We start from the raw sequence: 20189 nt of genomic DNA, 5'->3' as shown, positions 1-20189 counted from the left end.
GTAGTCCTTATTCATCTTCTTTAAGGTCAATGCCTTGTAGAGATTCGTTTAGGGTATTCGATAAGCAGTAGATGGTCGCAATACGCTGATTTTTGTTAGCCACGGTGACACCGGAGGTAAGAGGGAAACCTTCGGTCATACGGTCAACTGAATAAAAAACGGTGTAAGTAATAGCGCCGTTTGGCAGCGTAACAGAATAACCCATATAACGACCTATGCCTGGCCATTGCCATGTGGAAGCCGCTTCACGAGGGACGGAGAGAGATAACTCAGGACGGTCTAAGTCACGGCCAAATGCGTACTTAATATGTTCACCAGCGTCTTCAACCAAGACCTGCTTACCGTTTGTTGTATCGCAGGAAAATATAACGTCGGCCGACACTAGGCCTGTGTATAGACCACTCGCTATTACCAGCGAGGCTTTCATGATTGCGCTTCTATCCATGTTCATACTCAAATACATCAGTGAAAGTGAGGGTTCAAGTACTTACTGTATAGACTCCAAAGCCGCTGTTCCAACATTTATAAAATCGAACACTTGCGCATAATAGCCCTGAGCAATGATAGAGCGGACAATATTAGGATCGATGTTTAAATAGTCATGCACCAACGCATTACGCAAGCCAATGACTTTGCGCCAGCGAATTGAATTGCATGGAGAAGGACTTACCGAACTTACAATGCTGTCCCTTCAGGAAGGGTGACAAAGATTGAGTGGCGGATTTCGTTGTTCAAGGCTTTTGAGCAATGGCCTTCGCCTTCGGTGTCTTCTAGCAGTAGCACATCTCCGCCTTTAAATTGACGGGTTTCACCGTTCGACACTTTAAACTCGCAGCTGCCTTTGATGATAAACAACAACTGACGCTGTGGCGTTGGATGCCATTTAAAATCGTAGTCGGCTGGGGTTTCACGAAAGATCATCTCACCTGCGGAGAAACGCTCCGACAACATACCAATCGGTCCACCGTCACGGACATTGATATTTACTTCACCGAAGTGGCTTTTGCCCTGATCGTCATTATAAATTCGAGTAAATTGCATCAAGTAATCCCTGTAAGTATTCAGGGGTCAGATCCCTTAAATCTGTCTTATTAATAAGCTTTCATGCGTTTAATTAGCGCGCTCTTTAATTCAAGTACGGTCGAGGGACGAGAATTGCGCAAGCTAATTGAATTGCATGGACGCTTATACCCACAAAAGGGATCTGACCCCTTCATCTAGATAAGGCTGGGAGCTCATTAGCAAACGTCTATGCGTTTAATTGGCGCTGACGCGGTTGAGGAACGAGAATTGCGCAAGCCAATTGAATTGCATAGACGGGTGCATCAACGAGAGATAGGAAACTCCCCCAATGATTTTGTATGAATGCGTATCTGTAGAACTTATTTCAAACTCTGCAGTGTATGGCTTAGTACGGCCAAGGTCGCACTCACATCTTCAGTTGTGATGGCTTCTGCTGGATGATGGCTGATGCCTTTATCACAACGCATAAACAGCATAGCAACAGGGCAGATGTCGGCCATGGCTACCGCATCGTGTCCAGCGCCAGAAAACAATGTATGCACACCAATACCCTGCGCTGCGATCGCGTTGCATAGTACGCTTTGCAGCTGGTCGTCACATTGCACAGCGTGTGCACTGTGGGTCGGTCTGTGCTCTAACGCCAGATTCCGTTTTGCTGCGATGTTGTCTAACCGATCCATAATATCGGCAATGGCATCATCACGCTGAAAGTCTTGCGCGCTGCGAACATCAAGTGAAAATACGGTTTTCCCCGAGATCACATTGACGCCGTTGGGCCTATTGCTGATCTGGCCAACGGTGGCGACTACACCATGTTCTTTAGCAACGCTTTCGACGGCTAAAATCATTTCGCTACTGGCCGCCAATGTATCCAGGCGCATGGGCATAGGAACGGTGCCTGCGTGACCCGCCATGCCAGTAACGGTAATCTCAAAACGTTTGGCGGCGGCAATCGCACTCACGACGCCGACGGGCAGATTTCTTTGTTCTAACACTGGGCCTTGCTCGATATGTAATTCAAGGTAACCCTTTAGATTTTCAGTTGCTATGGTGGCTTCAGAGACGTTATCGAAGCTCAGCCCAAAGTTTTCTAACGCTTGGGCGAGGCTGATGCCGTCTTCATCTTGCAGGTCGGCCCAGCTTGCTGCCCATTGACCCGTTAATGCACGGCTGCCCAATAATGTGGAGCCAAAGCGTGTCCCTTCTTCATCGCCAAAGCCAACGATATCCAAGTGAAAGGGTAAACGAATGCCTTCTACATGGAGGGCTTCGATCAATGTGATAGGAGCGACCACACCCAACATGCCATCGTACTTACCGCCATTTGGTACGGTGTCGAGATGGCTCCCCATGATATAGCGGGGTGCATCGCTTTGCTCTGCTTCAAAGCGGCCCCAAATATTACCGGCTTGATCTTGCCAAGAACGCATGCCAGCGGCAGTCATCCATTTATCTATCAGTTGGTTGGCGCGTTTGTGCTGCTCAGATAAATAGCGCCGGTCCAGATAATCGGGTGACTGACTTATTTTGCCAAGTGTTTCTAAACGTGCCATGACGGTTTGGCCGAGCGTCTGGAAGTCGATCATGACGTAGCCTTCTCTGTTGCCGCACTATGTTGAGCAGAGCTATAAACAGCTAGGGCCGTATCGACACCTGCACCATTAGGCAAGCCAAGACCTTGTCCACGCAATACCGTTTCCAGTGATTGCAGGGTATGGAGTACTGCATCTTGGCGTGCGTTATAACCCATCGTGCCAATGCGCCAAACTTTACCTTTCAATGGCCCGAAACTGGTGCCAATCTCGATATTAAAAATGTTCAGCAAGTCGTGGCGGACTTTCTCACCATCCACGTTGTCTGGGATAGACACACCGACCACGTTGCTCATCTTGTTGCTCAAGTCGCCATAAGGCTGTAAGCCCATTGCTTGAATACCTTGCAGCATGGCATTGCCCGCAAGCTGGTGGCGAGCAATCACCGTATCTTGTCCTTCCCGAAGCAGATCGACAGCACACTGACGCGAACCAAATAACATCGTTGCCGCTTCGGTGTGATGGTTTAGACGCTCTTCCCCCCAGTAATCCATAATCATGCCAAGGTCAAAGTAGTTGGAACGAATCCGTGAACCTTTTGCGTCCTCGTGGTGGGCGTCTCGAATGCCTGCTTCGACATGGTGGCGTTGGCGCACAACCGATGCGAAGCGATCGTTGAAACTGACTGGCGCACTGCCAGATGGTCCACCAAGGCATTTTTGCAGACCCACGGAGACCGCATCGATCTGCCAAGCGTCCATATCAAACGGGTTACCGCCAATTGATGCTGTGGCATCGGTATACAGCAACACATCGTGTGCTCGACAAATACCACCTAGCTCGTGCAATGGCTGTAACATGGTGGTTGAAGTATCACCTTGTACGATCGCTAAGACTTTGGGTTGCACACGTTTGATGGCTTCTTCAATGTGTTGCGGGTCAAACACTTCGCCCCAAGGTACTTCGATCGTATGCACATCGGCGCCAGCGCGTTCTGCAATTTCCGTTAGCAGATGACCAAAGCGGCCAAAAATCGGCACAAGCACCTTATCGTTTGGCTCAAGCACCGATACCAAAGAGGCTTCAATGCCTGCACGAGAGGTACCATCGATGAGGAACGTTTGTTCGTTTTGTGTATTGAATACTTGGCGATACAACGCCATGACCTCATTCATGTAGCCAGTCATGGTTGGATCGTATTGCCCGACAAGCTGCGTCGACATGGCTTGCAGAACGCTCGGGTAGCAATTAATAGGGCCTGGGCCCATCAGCAAACGGGGTGGAAAGTGAAGAGGTTGCATGAGAGGCTCCTAAACTAAAGCTTGGTATAGCATTCTTAGACCGGTGAAGATCAGCACGACGGCAAAGACTTTTTTCAGCATGGCGGCGTTCAAGCGTTGCGCAAGGCCTGCGCCAACGGGCGCAAACAATACGGTCAGCGGGATTATACAGGCTGCGCCGACTAGGTTTACTAAGCCAAATGTGCCGAATGGTGAATCGATAGGCGTTTGGCCCACAATAAGCATAGTGATGGCGGCAGGCAGTGAAATGATCAGACCAACTGCGGCGGCGGTACCTACTGCTCGGTGTGCGGGGTAATTACAAAACGTAAGCGTTGGTACGGTTAACGTACCGCCTCCGATGCCAACCATAGAGCTAAAGAAACCAATGCAAGCGGCGATGATTCCTTGCCCGCCTTTGCCCGGCAGTGATTGGAACATGGCGTCCTTCTTACCCAACAACATGTTTAAAGCGGATAGCGTAGCAATGACGCCGAACAGTAAGGTTAACCATTGGCCTTCGACTTGCGTCACCACATAGCTGCCCACTAAGACACCTAGAAAGATAAAAACGCCCCAGAACTTCAGTAACTGAAAGTCCACATTGCCTTTAGCATGATGGGCGCGGATAGAGCTAATCGATGTTGGAATGATTGTTGCGAGCGACGTTGCGGTGGCCACTAGCATCGCTGTATCAGCGCTAACGCCGAGCCCTTGGTACAAAAAGAACAGTACTGGAACGATTACGATACCGCCGCCAACACCTAAAAGACCTGCCAAGATACCGGCAATTACACCTGTGCCCATCATGGCTAAAATCATGGAATAGTTTTCCATTATGAATGACATGTTTTGCTCTCTTTAACGTTAAATATGTTGTTGTGTTCTCGGAACAGCAACACCTTCTCGACTCGGCTTAGACGGCGCTTTCAGAATCAACTTCGATGCATCTCAGACCCAATGACTTAACCTGAGTGACTAGCCGAAGAAACCGCTAAGCCATCACTGCGTGGGTCGGTGGCGGCGTCGGTGTTGCCCTCAGGGAATGACACCACAGCGCCAGCATGGCCCATTAACTCATTGCAGGCAGGCACTTCAACAAGGTCGTGTCCACGAGTAATCAATGATTGTGCGGCATCGGCGGCGAGATCACTTTCCACTTTTAAATTGTGACTAACATCGCCCCAGGTGCGGCCAAGTAGCCAGCGCCCAGCCGCGATACTAATGTCTAAGGGCTGCTTGTGATACACGTAACGACTGAATAAAGCCGCTTGAGTTTGTGGTTGGCCTTCGCCACCCATGGTACCGTAGCTGATACGGCGTCCATCAGCTAGCTCTGCAAATGCAGGGTTTAGGGTATGAAAAGGCTTTAAATTGGGCTTAAGTTCCTGCAAGTTGCCTTTCTCAAGACTAAAGGACGATCCTCGGTTGTTCCAAACAATGCCTGTGCTTGGACTGACGATGCCACTGCCAAATTCCCAGAACAAACTTTGAATATAGCTTACCATTCTTCCTTCGTCGTCACAGCAGCCCATCCAAATGGTGTCGCCGTGTTTCGCTGGGTGTGGCCACGCTTGTGCTTGGTCGATGGCAATCTTGTCAGTCATCGTTGCGAGGTTTGCATCACTGAGTAAATCTTGCAGATTAATACTCAGGCGCGCGGGATCTGTGACGTATTCGTTGCGAGCGATAAAGGCTTGTTTAGTGGCCTCAATCAAAAGATGTGCCATGTCGGTTTGGCCCCCATCACCTAAGTGATGAATGCGATCGTACAAGGCCAAGATAATTAACGAGGCAATACCTTGGGTCGGCGCTGGCAGGTTGTAAAGTTTGCCAACGCTGGTTTCCACGCTTAATGGTGTAACTTGTTCGGCGCGGTAATCGTGAAAATCCGCCAAGCGAAGCGGTGAGCCAGCGGCTTCTAAATCGGCAGCGAGTTGCTCTGCGATCGAGCCGTGGTAGAAGTCATCAAGGCCTTGCTCTGCCAGATGCTTTAACGTATCAGCCAAAGTACTAAGCGTTAAGCAGTTGCCATGAGTCAGTGTATCACCTTGATCTAAGAACTGCGCAAAGCCTGGTAATGTTGCCAAGTCGTCATGCACTTTACGACTTGCTGATTGCAGACTTTCGGTAATCTCAATGCCATTTTTAGCGTGATTGATGGCATTTTTAAGAAGTTCGTTTAGAGGCTTGGGTGATTGCCAAAAGGCGCTGATGTCTAACGCTTTTTGCCAGCCGGCCACGGCTCCGGCCATCGTCACGGTGGCTTTGCCTCCGCGAGTTGGGATGGCATCGTCTTCTGCATAGAAATCCAGCGTGGCTCTTTGCGCCGCTTTACCCGATGCATCAATGCCAATCGGTGTTTTACCTGGTTCGCTGATCAGCCAAAATCCATCACCGCCCAGACCATTCATATGAGGGTAGACCACAGCAATTGTTGCGGCGGCTGCGACCATCGCTTCGATGGCGGTGCCACCTTGCTCAAGAATGGCTTGGCCTGCTTTGGTCGCCTCATGGTGCGGTGCGGTAAACGCGATAGAAGACATGTATTACTTCATTAATGTTTTGGCGAGAGCGATCAAACTAAGATCACTGCCTCGTGGGCCAATCAAAGACAGGCCACACGGTGCATCGTTGATCTCGCAAACAGGTAAGTGCAATTGAGGAAGGCCGCACAGGCCGGCGATAGCAGTAAGCTCTAATAGTTGATTGCGGTAATTCGCTAACTCATTGTCTTGCATGGTTAACAGTGGAGAGCGACCCGGTGTGGTGGGCACTATCAAAACGGCACTTTCAAGCTGCTCATCGAGCCATGCTCGAAACTTGGCTTGTTGTGTTTTTGCTTGGGCAACATCATCGGCGCTAATCGTTTTTGTCCATTCAAAACGGCTGGCAATGTCTGGTGCAAAGTCAGGATCGTTTTGTGTAATCCAGTCTCCGTGAGTCTGCCAAATTTCCGCTCCTTGCAAAGTGCGGAATGTGGTGCCGGTTTGCCAGTACATGGGATCAATTTCAAGATTTTGTTCAGTGCTAAGAAGGCCTTCCGCTTGCCAAATATCGAGCTGCGCTTGGAGCGCGTCTTTGTGTTCCACTTGACTGATTAAATCTTTCGCAATCAGTGTCTTAGTTAACTTGGTGGGCGCTGTTGGTAACAACACCTGAGCGACTTTTTCAAGCTCATCTAAGCGACGAGTCATAAAGCCCACGGTATCGAACGATGGTGCTAACGCGACCATGTTGTCCATAGCTATGGCGCCATGGGTCGGGCGCAAACCGAACAGGCCGTTGTAGCTGGAGGGAACACGAATCGATCCACCCGTATCGGTGCCTAAACCAATGTCAGCAAAACCTTTTGCTACGGCCACCGCTGAACCAGAAGACGAACCACCCGGTAAGCGATCCGGTGTCACCGGGTTCTCGGGGGTGCCGTAATGGATATTTTGGCCGTTGAGGCTGTAAGCCAGTTCGTCGGTAATGGTTTTCCCGACAAACTGTGCGCCGGCTTGCAGCAGCTTGATCACGCTTGAGGCCGTTGTGGTGGGTAAATCGTGAGTGGCTAGCCAAGTAGGATTACCTGCTGAAGTAGGTAAACCTTGCATATGAAACAAATCTTTCACGGCTAAACGCATTCCAGCCAACGGTTGCTCTGACGCAGCAGGGCAGCTTGGAAAGCTGGCCAGTGTCAGTCTTAAAAATGGGCTAGTGGTGATGGAATGCTGCATTGTTTGCTCCTTTGATTTGTCTATATGAAACAATCGTTTCCAGCATCTGTCAACTGAAACAAAAGAAACATTTTATGCACCAATTTTGGTCGTTATCCCCATAATTCCTCTGGTAAATCTTGTAAGCGAAAGCCTGCAATTTTATGTACTTCGTTTAATGCGTGGCGGAACTCTTTTTCTTGGGTACTGGGTAAGCGAGCTTCAAACCCTTCAATGATTTGGTCCTTAGTTGCACCTCTAACCGCCATGATGAACGGGAAGCCGAATTTGTCACGATAGCCTGTGTTCAATGCTAAGAAATACTCCAACTCCATCGGACTTAAAGTATCTAATCCTGCGCCAGCTTGCTCATTGCTGGAAGCATCAGTTAGCTCCCCTGCCAGTGCGGCTTTTCCAGCCAGATCAGGATGAGCGCGTAACAGGGCCAGCTGTGTGCTGTGGTCAGCGTGTTCAACAATGTCTTGCATGGCTTGTGCCACCGAATACTGCAGCTCCTCAGAATGCGCTTTGAGTGCATCACGTTGCTCATAAAGTGCCACAGCAACCCACTTAGAGTGTTCGTAAATATCTTTTAAGTGATTGATGAAGCTGTCTTTATCTAGTTCTAATAGTGATGTTTTATGGTTACTCATTACATCTCCTTGTTGGTGTCTGGGGTGGATTTGTGATTAGCTGACAGTCACTTTTGATCGTAATCACTTGTCAGTGCAAGTGTTAATTTTTTAAATGGATAGTGAGCATAGGACTATTTTGAGGGCTGGAAATGGGCTATTTAACAACACATATTTTGGATAACACGCGCGGCGTTGCTGCATCGGGGGTCATTATCGAGCTGTACAAATTAGCAGAAGATGGTACGCGAAACTTGGTCTCTAAAACGATTTCAAATACTGATGGCCGTTGTGATTCGCCGCTACTTGAAGGTGACGCTTTCCAAGCTGGGTGTTATGAATTGGCATTCTTGGTCGGTGACTACTTTGCTGAAAAAGGGGTGGAATTACCTGAGCCTCGCTTTCTGGATGTGGTGTTATTACGTTTTGGTGTAAGCGATGAAGACAGCCATTATCATGTGCCATTGTTGGTAACACCTTATTCTTACAGTACTTACCGAGGCAGTTAAGGTGCACAGATTTGATTGGTTGCACTGATTCAGTGCACCTGTTTTTGCTTGTTAATTACTAAAATTGACCAAATGGTTAGTAAATTCCATGCCATCAAAGGCGTTCCTAGGAATGCCTGCTTTGGGCACAGTTCTTGCGATGTACTGTATAACGCAGTATTTAGGCAATGAGGTATCGTTATGAAAGCAATCATCATTGGTGCGGGCATCGGTGGTATGTCGGCCGCCGCGGCATTGGATCAACAAGGTATTGAGTGCGAGATCTATGAAGCGGTAAAAGAAATCAAACCGGTTGGTGCGGCGATTTCGGTTTGGTCCAATGGCGTAAAGTGCATGAATCACTTGGGGATGGGCAAAATCATGGACGATCTGGGTGGGCCAATGCATTACATGGCGTATCTTGAAGGCTTTAGTGGTGAAAAAATGACGCAATTTAGCTTATCGCCCTTGGTTGAAGAGGTGGGCGAACGACCCTGTCCGGTCTCTCGTGCAGATCTGCAATCGCGCATGATTGATTGGTGGGGGCGCCATAAAGTCCAGTTTGGTAAACGCCTAGAGAGTGTCAGCCAAAATGATCAGGGTGTGACCGCCACATTTACCGACGGTAGCACGGCACAAGGGGACTTTATGATTGCGGCCGATGGTGCTCACTCTATCGCCCGTGACTATCTAATGGGTCATAAAGTGGAACGGCGCTACGCAGGCTATGTGAATTGGAATGGCTTAGTTGAGATCGATGAAAGCATTGCTCCAGCGGAGCAATGGACAATGTTTGTGGCGGATGGCAAACGTGTCTCTGTCATGCCCATTGCCGACAACCGCTTCTACTTTTTCTTTGATGTGCCGCTTGAAAAAGGCTTACCGCAAGATCGTTCTACCGTAATCAAAGACCTTAAAGGCTATTTTGAAGGGTGGGCTGAACCGGTCCAGCGCTTGATCGATGCGATTAATCCCGATACTACCAACCGTATTGAAATCCATGATGTCGACCCTTTTAGCCCGTTAGTGAAAGGGCGTGTTGCCTTGTTGGGTGATGCAGGTCACAGCACTACTCCTGATATTGGCCAAGGCGGAGGTGCCGCGCTAGAAGATGCTGTGGTACTAGGACGCAGCTTTGCAATCTGCAAGGATATCGAAGGTGCTTTGTGGTGTTACAACGATGCTCGTTTAGAGCGTGTAAAAGATTTGGTGCTTAAGGCACGCAAACGCTGTGAGGTAACCCATGGCTTTAACCCAGATGAAACCAAAGCTTGGTATGAAGAATTACGCAATGAGGATGGCGCTGGTATCTTGAGCGGTTTGTCAAAAACAATTTTGGGTGGCCCGTTAGGCTGAGTAATTGATTAAGACCGCAAAAAATAACCCTTACCATCGGATAAATGTGGAATTGCTCTAGTAAATATCTGTAAATGAAGTATTTTTAAATCATTCATTATTTTATTGGGTCGCTCTATGTGCAAAATTAAGTATCGTCTGTATTCGGCCGTTTTCAACTTCGCCAAATGTCGTCAAGGCGTTACTTCAATTGAGTATGCGGTCATGGCAGTTTTAATTGCTACCTTAGTTTCTGTTATATTTAATACGGATAGTGGAGGTTTTCATGATGCTATGGAAGCTGCTAGAACTACTATAGTTAATGCACTATCTAGTTAGTCATAGTACGTTTTTTTCATATATGATGAAGGTGAAGATAGTTTTTGCTTCATCGCTGCTTATCAGTAAAATCCGTTTATTATTGTTTGTACCTATAACGGATTAACGCATGACAAAACTCCCACCAGATCGTTTAAAGCATCTTTGGTTTGAACGCGGTGCGTATGCCAACAAAAAAGCACGCCATTTTTTGCGCGAAGAGTTTGATCCAAACGCAATCAAAAAAATCACCGTAATTCGTCATGCGGCATTGGGTGATCAAGTGATCCTACGTCCCTTCTTAGTCGAAGCGCGCAAGTTCTTTCCGAATGCAGAAATTACCTTGGCGGCCGTTTCTAATTATCAATATGGAATGCCAGTAGATTTAGTGGATCATGTGAACATCATGCCTGGCACTGATATGCGAAAAACCACAGGTAGTAAAGATAAAATTGCCTGTGTCAAAGCACTTGGTGAACAAGACCTCATGTTCGATCTCGCCAGTACCAATCGCTCCCATTGGATGATGGCGCTGGGCAAAGCAAAGCTTAAAATTGGTTTCCCTTACAATAGTTTGATCCGTAGAGTACTGTGTGACGTGGCGATTTTTCGTTCTGACTTACAGCCTGAAGTTGAGGTGATGCTAGACATGCTGCGTATTTTAGGACATACACCACCAAGACGTTTAGAGTTTGCCTACCCAGATCACCAAGTTGTTTGTGATAAAGAGCAGCCATTTATTTTGTACTTCAATGGTGCTTCGATGAAAAGCAAAATCCTGTCTAAAGAGCAGATGCGTGACGTTGTGGAGCAGGGAATGGCTGCGTTACCAGATTACCAACATGTGTATTTAGAAGGTAAAAATGACTTTGAAAAAGGTGAGTTTCTGGAAGACTTAACGTCGAAAAGTAACTTCTCGATCCAGGCGTGTTTACCTTTAGATGACTTAGTGATGAAAGTCGCTAAAGCGTCGCTACTTGTGGCGCCCGATACAGGGGTTCGAAATATCGCGATATCGACACATACGCCAACGGTAGGGATATTCTATTTTACGGTACCTTATCGCTATACGCCGCTTTACGAATCACATCATATTGTCATGCGTGCTGATGCTAGTATTCCTTCAAGCGCAGAGGTTGTAGCCAGTATGGTCACTGCATTACAACATTAATTAAAACTGCAGAAATGGTTAAAAACCAATCTGTTTGAAGGTTGGTTTTTATTCGTAGTCATAGCACTTGGGCAATTATTCCATCTCACCTAATTCATTGAAAAGCTGAGAAATCGCTTGGGTGCGATGATGGCCGTTTTTACCAATCAGATCATATACGCGATTAGACAACATCGACACTAAGCTCATCGGTGCAGCGTAGCTGTAAAAAGGATTGTCATTACCCAAATGGCACACTAAGACTTGGCTGACTTGTTGGTTGTACATTTGACCGGTAGGGTCAGTGATCAGAATCGTTTGATGGTCTTGCAGTACTTCGACGATTTTCTTAAAGACACGAGTACGGCGCTGGAAGCCAAATAACACAATCACTTCATCGTCTAAAATATCGTGTAAATCTTCCCCTAATGTCTGCCCTGGTTGAGGCAGTAAGCGGATAGACGGTCGAATCTGCTGTAACTGCTGGCGAAAGTGCAAGGCCACGGGATAAGAGTTACGAAAGCCAATCAACGTAACACGGCTGGCGTTCGCTAATTGAGCGCACACGTCATTGAGTATATCGGCATGCAATCCTTCGAAAGTCAGTGATAAATTTTTTAATTCTTCAGCGGTTTGATCTATTGAGTTGTCTTGAGTTAAAACAGGCACTCCGTTCTGACGCAATTGTAATTGCGCCTGTTTAGCATCTTGTTGAGACTCAAAACCTAATTGACGAAAGAAGCGGCTGACCGTGGCTTTAGAGGTATGCGTATGTTCGGCAATCTCGGCCGATGTTTGGCTAACAATCGCTAGCGGGTGCTGCTGCAAGTAATTTGCGATGCTACGCGCTGAAGGCGATAAGGTCGGATAGTTTTGCTCGATTAAAGAAAGAACATCTTGCTTCACGTGTTGTATCGCCTTAGTAGATCAATGTATGACGTATAAGGTAATCTAAAGCGGGCTAGCGTGCCAACGTTGAATGTTTTAAATAGCGTCGAACCTTGTCCCTAAACATGCCTCAATAACCCTTTTAAGCTGTTTCTGTATGTCCGGCAGTTTTGCGTTATCCAGATGGTAAATGCTCTGTGCAGCCTGCTCTTCATTGAGGTAAGTTGCTTGTGATAATTCTAACTGAATCGCGTGGATGCCTTGCTCCGGTTGGCCGAAGTGTCGAGTAATGTAACCGCCTTTGAAGCGCCCATTAGAGACAACGGAGTAATTTGGATCAATGGTGTCGAGTACCGCGTCGAGTAGGGCTTGATCACAGGATGCGCCTTGGTTGGTGCCCCAGTTGAAATCAGGCAGTGTCCCTTCAAACAGCATGGGGACTTGGGCGGCAATGCTGTGAGCATCGAACAAGATGGCGTAGCCGAACTTGGCTTTCAATCGTGCCAGCTCCATGGCGATTGTGGTGTGGTATAGCTGCCAAATATGTTCTTTAAACTCTGCTCGCTGAGCCTCTGTTGGGCTTTTATGGGCTTCGAAGATGGGTTGCTCGTCAAATAAAATATTCGGAAACAGCCCCGTCGTTTTACTTTGGTACAGGGGTTTGTCATCAAGCGGTCGGTTAAGATCAATGACATAGCGAGAATAGTTGGCTTTGATGACACCGACACCTAAAGACTCTAAAAAACCATACAGCTCAGGGATATACCAATCCGTATCAGGCAGTTTTTTAGCTTGTTCTGTTAATCCATCGACAATGCTATTTGGTACTTCTAACCCCGAGTGCGGCATGCTAACAAGCAGAGGGGTTTCGCTTTGGCGAAACTCAAATGGCGCATGGTCGAGCGTTGGACTGAATGGTGTCATGAGCTAATGATTCCCTGTTGAATACGTTGTTTCACGATATCGCCTCCTAACCAATAGCTCAATTCCCCCGGACTTTCTACATCCCAGCAAATAAAATCGGCTACTTTCCCCATTTCTAACGATCCATGCGTGTGCGCCATACCCAGAGCGTTAGCGGCGTTCAAGGTGGTGCCAGCTAAGGCTTCTTCGGGTGTCATGCCAAACAGTGTACAGGCCATGTTCATCATTAAGCGCAATGACAGCGCCGGCGAGGTGCCTGGGTTGGCATCGGTGGCAATGGCAATTTTGACACCGTGCTCACGCAGCAAGCTCATTGGCGGTCGTTGGGTTTCTTTTAGCGTATAGAACGCACCAGGCAATAACACCGCCACAGTACCGGCGCTGGCCATGGCTTTGACATCGTCTTCAGTGATAAATTCCAGATGGTCGGCGGATAACGCTTGATACCTCGCAGCCATGGTACTACCGCCTAGGGCTGACAATTGTTCCGCATGGAGTTTAACCGGCAAGCCTAATTTATCTGCCGTTTGAAAGTAACGCTCGACTTGCTCGGGACTGAACGCAATGTGCTCGCAAAAAGCGTCGACGGCATCGGCCATGCCCAACGTGGCGACCTTCGGCAACACGTCATTACAGAGATAATCAATGTAGCGATCTTTGTCATCAAACTCTGGGGGCATGGCATGGGCTGCCAAGCAGGTACGCTTGATCGTGACGGGCAGTTCATTGCCTAATGTGGTTGCGACACGCAGCATTTTTAGCTCGCTTTCAAGGGACAAGCCATAGCCGGATTTGATCTCAACTGTAGTGACGCCATCACGCATTAAGCTTTGCAAGCGACGTTTACTGCTGGCCACCAAGTCTGCTTCACTGGCGGCGCGCGTAGCACTAACGGAAGCCGCAATGCCGCCTCCTTGGGCGGCAATGTCTTGATAGCTGACACCGTTTAAGCGTTGTTCAAATTCACCCGCACGATTGCCACCAAATACCAAGTGTGTGTGGCAGTCGATTAGCCCAGGCGTGACCCAGCACCCTGCCATATCGTGCTCTTGCTGAGTCTGGTAGCGCGGCAACTGATCGGCGGGGCCAATCCACGCAATACGGCCGCCGTGCACACCGATGGCGGCGTTCTCTATCGTACTGTATTGACCGTCTTTCATGGTCGCGACATGCACGCCGCGCCATAAACTGTCGAGCTGCATGAGGTCGTCCGATTGCGTCATGTGGGCTCCTTAGATCAATGCAAACTTGGCAGTAAACCCTCAGGCATACTGTCATTGTGAGTCGCTTCTTTAAGCAAGTTATTCGCCTTTTCAATGTCGGGTGCGAAGTAGCGGTCTTTATCGTAGAACGGTACGCGTGCTCTTAACGTAGCGCGTGCCAGCTCCAGTCGTTCTGATGACTTTAACGGCGCGCGAAAATCCAACCCTTGCACCGCGGATAAGATTTCCACCGCGAGAATGCCACGGGTGTTTTCCGACATGTCGTTTAATCGACGCGCGGCAAACGTCGCCATGGACACATGGTCTTCTTGGTTAGCAGAGGTCGGTAGACTGTCAACCGACGCAGGGTGGGCATAGGTTTTGTTCTCACTGGCCAATGCCGCGGCGGTGACTTGGGCGATCATAAAACCTGAGTTAACGCCGCCATTATCGACCAAGAATGGTGGCAATTTGCTTAGATTACTGTCGATCAGCAGCGCCATGCGACGCTCAGACAAGCTGCCAATCTCGGCGATGGCTAACGCGAGATTGTCGGCGGCCATGGCCACGGGTTCGGCATGGAAATTCCCCCCAGAAATAATGTCACCTTCAGCGGCAAATACTAACGGGTTATCCGAGACAGAGTTGGCTTCTACGCACAGCACGTTGGCAGCACTGCGGATTTGTTCTAAGCACGCGCCCATAACTTGTGGCTGACAGCGCAACGAGTAGGGGTCTTGGACTTTCTCACAGCCCACATGGGAATCACCCAGCTCGCTCGTTTCACCCAATAGATGGCGATAGGCGGTCGCGGCGTCGATCTGTGTTTGATGGCCTCGCACTTGATGAATACGGTCGTCAAATGGGCTACGGCTGCCGAGCGCGGCTTCCACTGTTAAAGCACCACACACGGTAGCCGAAGCAAACAAATCTTCGGCTTGGAACAGACCTTCTAAGGCAAACGCGGTGGACGCTTGGGTGCCGTTCAGCAGTGCTAGACCTTCTTTCGGGGCTAAGGTAATGGGTTCTAATCCGGCAATGGCGAGCGCCGCTTTACCCGATAGGATTTCGCCTTGGTAACGGGCTTGGCCTTCACCTAGGAGCACCGTGCTCATATGTGCCAATGGTGCTAGGTCGCCGGACGCGCCCACGGAGCCTTTTTTCGGAATACATGGATAAACTTGTTTATTGATCAAGGTGATCAAGGCTTCAACCACACTTAAACGGATGCCCGAGAAACCACGTGCTAGGCTGTTTACTTTAAGTGCCATGATCAGCTTAACCGTTTGATCGTCCATCAGTGCGCCGATGCCAGCGGCGTGGGACAACACGATGCTGCGTTGCAGCTCGTCTAAATCTTCTGGGGCGATGCGGGTATTGGCCAGTAGGCCAAAGCCTGTGTTAATGCCATAAACCGTGCGGTTTTGTGCGATTACATCGTTGACCACTTGGGTGCTGGCATTAATCGCCGGAATAGCGCTTTCGTCCAATTGTATCTTGACCGAACGGCGGCTGATTTGGCGCAAATCGTTTAGGCTTAACTTGCCCGGTTGTAAGGTTAATTCAAACATGGTCTACCTCGAATTATTGGCCAGTGATCATTGGCAAGTTAAGTTGTTGTTCTTTGGCGCAGTCGATGGCAATGTCATAGCCTGCGTCGGCATGACGCATAACGCCTGTTGCTGGGTCGTTGTGCAGTACACGCGCAATGCGTTCAGCGGCATCGTCGCTGCCATCACAGACAATCACCATACCGGAGTGTTGTGAGAAGCCCATACCCACGCCACCACCGTGATGCAGCGACACCCATGTGGCGCCAGAAGCGGTATTCAAAAGCGCGTTTAATAGCGGCCAATCTGATACCGCGTCGGAGCCATCTTGCATGCCTTCGGTTTCACGGTTTGGACTGGCAACAGACCCTGAGTCTAGGTGGTCTCGGCCAATCACGATAGGCGCAGACAATTCACCACTGCGTACCATTTCATTAAAAGCGAGGCCAAGTTTGGCCCGTTGTCCCAGTCCGACCCAACAAATACGGGCTGGCAGACCTTGGAATTGAATGCGTTCGCGCGCCATATCAAGCCAGTGATGCAAATGCTCATCGTCAGCGATCAGCTCTTTTACTTTGGCGTCAGTTTTATAAATGTCTTCGGGATCGCCTGACAGTGCCGCCCAACGGAACGGGCCAATGCCACGACAGAATAAGGGACGAATATAAGCGGGCACAAAGCCCGGGAAATCAAACGCGTTTTCGACGCCTTCTTCCATCGCCATTTGACGAATGTTGTTGCCGTAATCAAATGTTGGTACGCCCATTTTTTGGAAATCCAACATGGCTTGTACGTGTTTCGCCATGGATTTTTTCGCAGCGGTGACGATTTCCTTAGGCTGCGTTTGTGCTTTGTCGCGGTACTCTTCCCAGCTCATACCAATCGGTAAATAACCATTAAGCGGATCGTGCGCGGACGTTTGGTCGGTCACCATATCAGGGCGAATACTACGCTTGACCATCTCTGGCAGAATATCGGCAGCGTTACCACAGAGGGCGATCGACACCGCTTTACCTTCGGCCGTGTATTGCTTAATGCGTGCCATGGCATCGTCTAAATCGGTCGCTTGCTCGTCCACATAACGAGTGCGTAAGCGGAAGTCGATACGGCTTTGCTGACATTCGATGTTCAATGAACAGGCACCCGCCAAGGTGGCGGCAAGGGGCTGTGCGCCGCCCATGCCGCCTAAGCCTGCGGTCAGTACCCAGCGACCTGCGAGTTTACCATCATAATGCTGGCGACCTGCTTCCACGAACGTTTCATAGGTGCCTTGCACAATGCCTTGGCTGCCAATGTAAATCCAAGAGCCCGCCGTCATTTGACCGTACATCGCCAAACCTTTGGCGTCGAGTTCGTTGAAATGTTCCCAATTAGCCCAGTGGGGCACCAAGTTAGAGTTAGCAATCAAAACGCGCGGAGCGTTGCTGTGGGTTTTGAATACGCCTACCGGCTTGCCCGACTGAACCAGCAAGGTTTCGTCTTCTTCTAGCTGGGTGAGGGATTCAACGATTTTATCGTAACTTTCCCAATTACGTGCGGCGCGGCCAATGCCACCATAGATCACCAACTCTTCTGGGTTCTCCGCCACATCTGGATCTAGGTTATTCATTAACATGCGCAGTGGCGCTTCGGTGAGCCACGATTTAGCGGTTAACTGGGTGCCGGTAGCGGCTTTGATCACGCCAGAGCGATGACGGGTATGATGATTAGGTTGTGACATGAACCACTCCTACAATGAATACGGCTGTTTAATTGTTATTAGATGTATATACAAGCTTGTATTGAAATTAGTGCTTTTAAGGGAGGTATGCAAGTATTTCACGGACATTTTTTATGAATAAATGAGCTATTCATCAATGTTAAACGTAATTTTTTAGGTTTATTTCAAATAAAACAAACAGTTATAATTTTAATTAAGGATTTATATTCATAGGATGCTTTTGTTTTACTTGTATATACATTAAAGGCTCTATTACACTCTTTCTTATCGCTTTTATTGGACAGGATTATGATCGAGATGAAAACCAAGCCTACAAAGAGTGACCTGTACTTCGCTAAGCGTGCCTGGTTGGCGACCGGATGGGCAAACAATGTTGTGTTGGACGTTCAGGCGGGGGTTATCCGTTCGGTGCAATCCGATCAAAAATGTCCGGCAGACGCGACGCTTCTCTCAGGTCCGGTATTACCAACCGTGGCCAATGTGCATTCACACGCCTTTCAGCGGGTGATGGCGGGGGCCGCTGAAGTCTGCTTGAATCCGAATGATAGTTTTTGGAGCTGGCGTGACCTGATGTACAAGGTCGTGCAAAAACTGACGCCTGAAGACGCGCGCATCATCGCCAAGCAGCTGTATATTGATATGCTCAAAGCGGGTTACTCCCAAGTTGGGGAGTTTCATTATCTGCATCATCAAACCGGTGGCACGCCGTATCACGATCCCACTGAAATGGCACAGCAACTGCTTTCAGCCGCGAACGATTCAGGCATCGGGTTGACCTTGTTGCCGGTGCTTTACAGTCATTCAGGTTTCGGCGGACAAGCGCCGACGTCTGGGCAGGCGCGGTTCATTCATTCCACCGATGCCTATTTAGCATTATATCAAGCCTGTGACGCTTTGCTGATCGCGCAACCGCAGCATCAATTGGGCGTCTGTTTCCACTCATTAAGAGCGGTGACACAGACGCAAATTGAAGCCGTGCTACAGGCCACACCAGAACAGGCTCGTGTGCATATCCACATCGCCGAACAACAAAAAGAAGTGCAAGACTGTGTTCAATGGAGCGGTCAGCGCCCCGTGGCGTGGCTGCAAGAGCACATTGGTTTAAATAGCCGTTGGTGCCTAGTGCATGCCACCCATTTGGATGACAGCGAGTTACAGGCCATTGCGAGCTCAAACGCCGTCGCTGGTTTGTGTCCGACCACGGAAGCGAATCTTGGCGATGGCATTTTTCCCGGGGTGGCGTTTGAGCAGGCTGGCGGTCGCTGGGGAATTGGTTCTGACAGCCATGTGAGTTTGTCGATCGTGGAAGAGTTACGCACTTTGGAATACAGCCAGCGTTTGCGTGATCAACAACGTAACCGATTGTATCGCGTCACCCAGCCACACGTTGGCGATTACTTATTTGACCAAGCCTTACACGGCGGCAACCAAGCCTGTGACGTGACGCTTGGATTACAGACAGGGAGTCGGGCGGACTTTATGGTGCTGGATGACACGCATCCGTTTATCGCCGCCAGTGAATCGCACGATCTGCTTAACCGCTGGCTATTTGCCTGCCAAGACAATGTTATCAAAGATGTGTTTGTCTTCGGTAAGCAGGTGGTAAAAGACTTTCACCATGAACAAGAAGCGGAGAGTCGTCGCGATTTCGCTAACGTTATTAAAAGAGTGATATACGATGCTTAACTAGCGTCCAAAATGGCCAAACAGCTGGAAACGTGAACCAGGGTGCAATAAGCGTGTGGCGGTGACGATATCATCGCCCGCCCAAGTGCGTCGTTGAATTTGCAAGCAGGGTTCGCTTGTTTCAATCTGCAAATGTTGGCTTTCTTCTTTGCTGGGCATCACGGCTTCTACCAAATGTTCTCCTTCCGTCATGGGGGCGACGCTCATGAGATACTCGTAGGCGGTGTGCTGAATGAAATCTTGCGTAGGGTAGTCCGGCGCCATCAACGCATTGACGACGCGCTCTTCGATCTGGATGGGCAAATCGTTTTCAAAATGCAGCACTGCGGAGCGAAAGATAGCATGACCAGTCCGTAGTCCAAGCATCATGGCTTCTTCGACAGTCGCCTTGCCAGACTCCAGCAACAGCAGTGTCATATGATGCTGATTGCCACGTTCACGGATTTCTTCAGCGATGTTATGCACTTCAAATAAGGCCGAATGCGCCTTTTTCTCCGCCACAAACGTGCCTAAGCCTTGCTGACGCGTAAGAATGCCTTCCGCCGTCAGCTCACGCAGAGCACGGTTAACCGTCATGCGGCTAACGCCTAAACCCTGCACGAATTCCGCTTCGGATGGCACCCGTTGTTTTGCCTTCCAATGGCCGCTTTGAATGCGTTGAATGATCGCGTGTTTCAAGCGCGCATAAATCGGCTGCGGTGTATCGTCCAAGCCATCGAATAAATGCTCAAGTAACGGGTTTTCAGGTTTCGACACAGTG

The 20189-nt window shown here is 49.1% G+C and carries 19 protein-coding genes; 4 read left to right on the top strand and 15 right to left on the bottom strand.

Features of this window, described 5'->3' with window-relative positions:
• Positions 1-7: 7 nt before the first annotated feature.
• The 9 genes from ACPUEK_RS02015 to uraD all read right to left on the bottom strand — a co-directional run bounded on the left by ACPUEK_RS02015 (position 8) and on the right by uraD (position 8189).
• Positions 8-445 (bottom strand): hypothetical protein, encoded by a 438-nt coding sequence (locus ACPUEK_RS02015; RefSeq protein ID WP_425642154.1) that lies wholly within the window; start codon positions 443-445, stop codon positions 8-10.
• 42 nt (positions 446-487) lie between these two features.
• Positions 488-607: a hypothetical protein gene (locus ACPUEK_RS02010; RefSeq protein ID WP_407943016.1), complete on the bottom strand. Its 120-nt coding sequence runs from the start codon at positions 605-607 to the stop codon at positions 488-490.
• Positions 608-675: 68 nt separating this feature from the next.
• Positions 676-1041, bottom strand: a complete 366-nt coding sequence (locus ACPUEK_RS02005) for an AraC family ligand binding domain-containing protein (RefSeq protein ID WP_425642152.1) — start codon at positions 1039-1041, stop codon at positions 676-678.
• A gap of 341 nt (positions 1042-1382) precedes the next feature.
• Positions 1383-2609, bottom strand: a complete 1227-nt coding sequence (locus ACPUEK_RS02000; RefSeq protein WP_067220527.1) for an allantoate amidohydrolase — start codon at positions 2607-2609, stop codon at positions 1383-1385.
• Entirely contained in the window at positions 2606-3856 is a 1251-nt protein-coding gene (locus ACPUEK_RS01995; RefSeq protein WP_425642151.1) for a pyridoxal-phosphate-dependent aminotransferase family protein, read from the bottom strand. The genes ACPUEK_RS02000 and ACPUEK_RS01995 overlap by 4 nt, the downstream gene beginning before the upstream one ends.
• A 9-nt stretch (positions 3857-3865) precedes the next feature.
• Positions 3866-4684 carry a sulfite exporter TauE/SafE family protein gene (locus ACPUEK_RS01990; protein WP_417505092.1) on the bottom strand — a complete coding sequence of 273 codons (819 nt, stop codon included), beginning with the start codon at positions 4682-4684 and terminating at the stop codon, positions 3866-3868.
• Positions 4685-4800: 116 nt separating this feature from the next.
• Positions 4801-6381: a gamma-glutamyltransferase family protein gene (locus tag ACPUEK_RS01985; protein WP_425642149.1), complete on the bottom strand. Its 1581-nt coding sequence runs from the start codon at positions 6379-6381 to the stop codon at positions 4801-4803.
• 3 nt (positions 6382-6384) lie between these two features.
• A complete protein-coding gene (locus ACPUEK_RS01980; protein WP_425642148.1) occupies positions 6385-7557 on the bottom strand; it encodes an amidase in 1173 nt (390 codons plus the stop codon).
• Positions 7558-7649: 92 nt separating this feature from the next.
• A complete protein-coding gene (gene uraD / locus ACPUEK_RS01975; RefSeq protein ID WP_425642146.1) occupies positions 7650-8189 on the bottom strand; it encodes a 2-oxo-4-hydroxy-4-carboxy-5-ureidoimidazoline decarboxylase in 540 nt (179 codons plus the stop codon).
• Between the two features lie 131 nt (positions 8190-8320).
• Here uraD and uraH point away from each other — a divergent pair, with 131 nt between their 5' ends.
• The 3 genes from uraH to ACPUEK_RS01960 all read left to right on the top strand — a co-directional run bounded on the left by uraH (position 8321) and on the right by ACPUEK_RS01960 (position 11480).
• Positions 8321-8677 (top strand): hydroxyisourate hydrolase, encoded by a 357-nt coding sequence (uraH, locus tag ACPUEK_RS01970; RefSeq protein ID WP_425642144.1) that lies wholly within the window; start codon positions 8321-8323, stop codon positions 8675-8677.
• A 180-nt stretch (positions 8678-8857) separates the two neighbouring features.
• Positions 8858-10012 (top strand): FAD-dependent urate hydroxylase HpxO, encoded by a 1155-nt coding sequence (hpxO, locus tag ACPUEK_RS01965; RefSeq protein WP_425642143.1) that lies wholly within the window; start codon positions 8858-8860, stop codon positions 10010-10012.
• 427 nt (positions 10013-10439) lie between these two features.
• Positions 10440-11480 (top strand): glycosyltransferase family 9 protein, encoded by a 1041-nt coding sequence (locus ACPUEK_RS01960; RefSeq protein ID WP_425642142.1) that lies wholly within the window; start codon positions 10440-10442, stop codon positions 11478-11480.
• A gap of 75 nt (positions 11481-11555) precedes the next feature.
• Here ACPUEK_RS01960 and ACPUEK_RS01955 read toward each other — a convergent pair whose 3' ends face one another.
• From ACPUEK_RS01955 to hutU, 5 genes are all read right to left on the bottom strand, one after another.
• On the bottom strand, positions 11556-12365 hold the full coding sequence (locus tag ACPUEK_RS01955) for a MurR/RpiR family transcriptional regulator (protein ID WP_425642141.1): 810 nt from the start codon (positions 12363-12365) through the stop codon (positions 11556-11558).
• 78 nt (positions 12366-12443) lie between these two features.
• Positions 12444-13271 carry an N-formylglutamate deformylase gene (hutG, locus tag ACPUEK_RS01950; protein WP_425642140.1) on the bottom strand — a complete coding sequence of 276 codons (828 nt, stop codon included), beginning with the start codon at positions 13269-13271 and terminating at the stop codon, positions 12444-12446.
• Complete coding sequence (gene hutI, locus ACPUEK_RS01945) at positions 13268-14494, bottom strand: imidazolonepropionase (protein ID WP_425642139.1); 1227 nt, start codon at positions 14492-14494, stop codon at positions 13268-13270. The genes hutG and hutI overlap by 4 nt, the downstream gene beginning before the upstream one ends.
• Before the next feature lie 14 nt (positions 14495-14508).
• Positions 14509-16044 (bottom strand): histidine ammonia-lyase, encoded by a 1536-nt coding sequence (gene hutH / locus ACPUEK_RS01940; protein WP_425642138.1) that lies wholly within the window; start codon positions 16042-16044, stop codon positions 14509-14511.
• A 13-nt stretch (positions 16045-16057) separates the two neighbouring features.
• Positions 16058-17743, bottom strand: a complete 1686-nt coding sequence (gene hutU, locus ACPUEK_RS01935; RefSeq protein WP_425642137.1) for a urocanate hydratase — start codon at positions 17741-17743, stop codon at positions 16058-16060.
• 288 nt (positions 17744-18031) lie between these two features.
• On the opposite strand from hutU, the gene ACPUEK_RS01930 reads away from it, so the two are divergent.
• Positions 18032-19429, top strand: coding sequence for a formimidoylglutamate deiminase (locus ACPUEK_RS01930; protein WP_425642136.1), 1398 nt, complete (start codon positions 18032-18034; stop codon positions 19427-19429).
• On the opposite strand, the gene hutC is transcribed toward ACPUEK_RS01930, so the two are convergent.
• Positions 19430-20185, bottom strand: coding sequence for a histidine utilization repressor (hutC, locus tag ACPUEK_RS01925; RefSeq protein WP_425642135.1), 756 nt, complete (start codon positions 20183-20185; stop codon positions 19430-19432).
• Positions 20186-20189: the final 4 nt, after the last annotated feature.

It is taken from the genome of Marinomonas gallaica (genome assembly GCF_049821165.1).
GTDB classification, from domain to species: domain Bacteria; phylum Pseudomonadota; class Gammaproteobacteria; order Pseudomonadales; family Marinomonadaceae; genus Marinomonas; species Marinomonas gallaica.
This window is presented reverse-complemented; position numbering and strand designations above follow the sequence as displayed.

Excerpts from the sequence above, each read along its gene's own strand:
- hutI (WP_425642139.1), bottom strand. The coding sequence starts at position 14,494 with ATGACGCAATCGGACGACCTCATGCAGCTCGACAGTTTATGGCGCGGC.
- ACPUEK_RS01995 (WP_425642151.1), bottom strand. The coding sequence starts at position 3,856 with ATGCAACCTCTTCACTTTCCACCCCGTTTGCTGATGGGCCCAGGCCCT.
- uraD (WP_425642146.1), bottom strand. The coding sequence starts at position 8,189 with ATGAGTAACCATAAAACATCACTATTAGAACTAGATAAAGACAGCTTC.
- hpxO (WP_425642143.1), top strand. The coding sequence starts at position 8,858 with ATGAAAGCAATCATCATTGGTGCGGGCATCGGTGGTATGTCGGCCGCC.
- hutG (WP_425642140.1), bottom strand. The coding sequence starts at position 13,271 with ATGACACCATTCAGTCCAACGCTCGACCATGCGCCATTTGAGTTTCGC.
- ACPUEK_RS02005 (WP_425642152.1), bottom strand. The coding sequence starts at position 1,041 with ATGCAATTTACTCGAATTTATAATGACGATCAGGGCAAAAGCCACTTC.
- ACPUEK_RS02000 (WP_067220527.1), bottom strand. The coding sequence starts at position 2,609 with ATGATCGACTTCCAGACGCTCGGCCAAACCGTCATGGCACGTTTAGAA.
- ACPUEK_RS01985 (WP_425642149.1), bottom strand. The coding sequence starts at position 6,381 with ATGTCTTCTATCGCGTTTACCGCACCGCACCATGAGGCGACCAAAGCA.
- ACPUEK_RS01960 (WP_425642142.1), top strand. The coding sequence starts at position 10,440 with ATGACAAAACTCCCACCAGATCGTTTAAAGCATCTTTGGTTTGAACGC.
- hutU (WP_425642137.1), bottom strand. The coding sequence starts at position 17,743 with ATGTCACAACCTAATCATCATACCCGTCATCGCTCTGGCGTGATCAAA.
- ACPUEK_RS01930 (WP_425642136.1), top strand. The coding sequence starts at position 18,032 with ATGATCGAGATGAAAACCAAGCCTACAAAGAGTGACCTGTACTTCGCT.
- ACPUEK_RS02015 (WP_425642154.1), bottom strand. The coding sequence starts at position 445 with ATGGATAGAAGCGCAATCATGAAAGCCTCGCTGGTAATAGCGAGTGGT.
- ACPUEK_RS01990 (WP_417505092.1), bottom strand. The coding sequence starts at position 4,684 with ATGTCATTCATAATGGAAAACTATTCCATGATTTTAGCCATGATGGGC.
- uraH (WP_425642144.1), top strand. The coding sequence starts at position 8,321 with ATGGGCTATTTAACAACACATATTTTGGATAACACGCGCGGCGTTGCT.
- hutH (WP_425642138.1), bottom strand. The coding sequence starts at position 16,044 with ATGTTTGAATTAACCTTACAACCGGGCAAGTTAAGCCTAAACGATTTG.
- ACPUEK_RS01980 (WP_425642148.1), bottom strand. The coding sequence starts at position 7,557 with ATGCAGCATTCCATCACCACTAGCCCATTTTTAAGACTGACACTGGCC.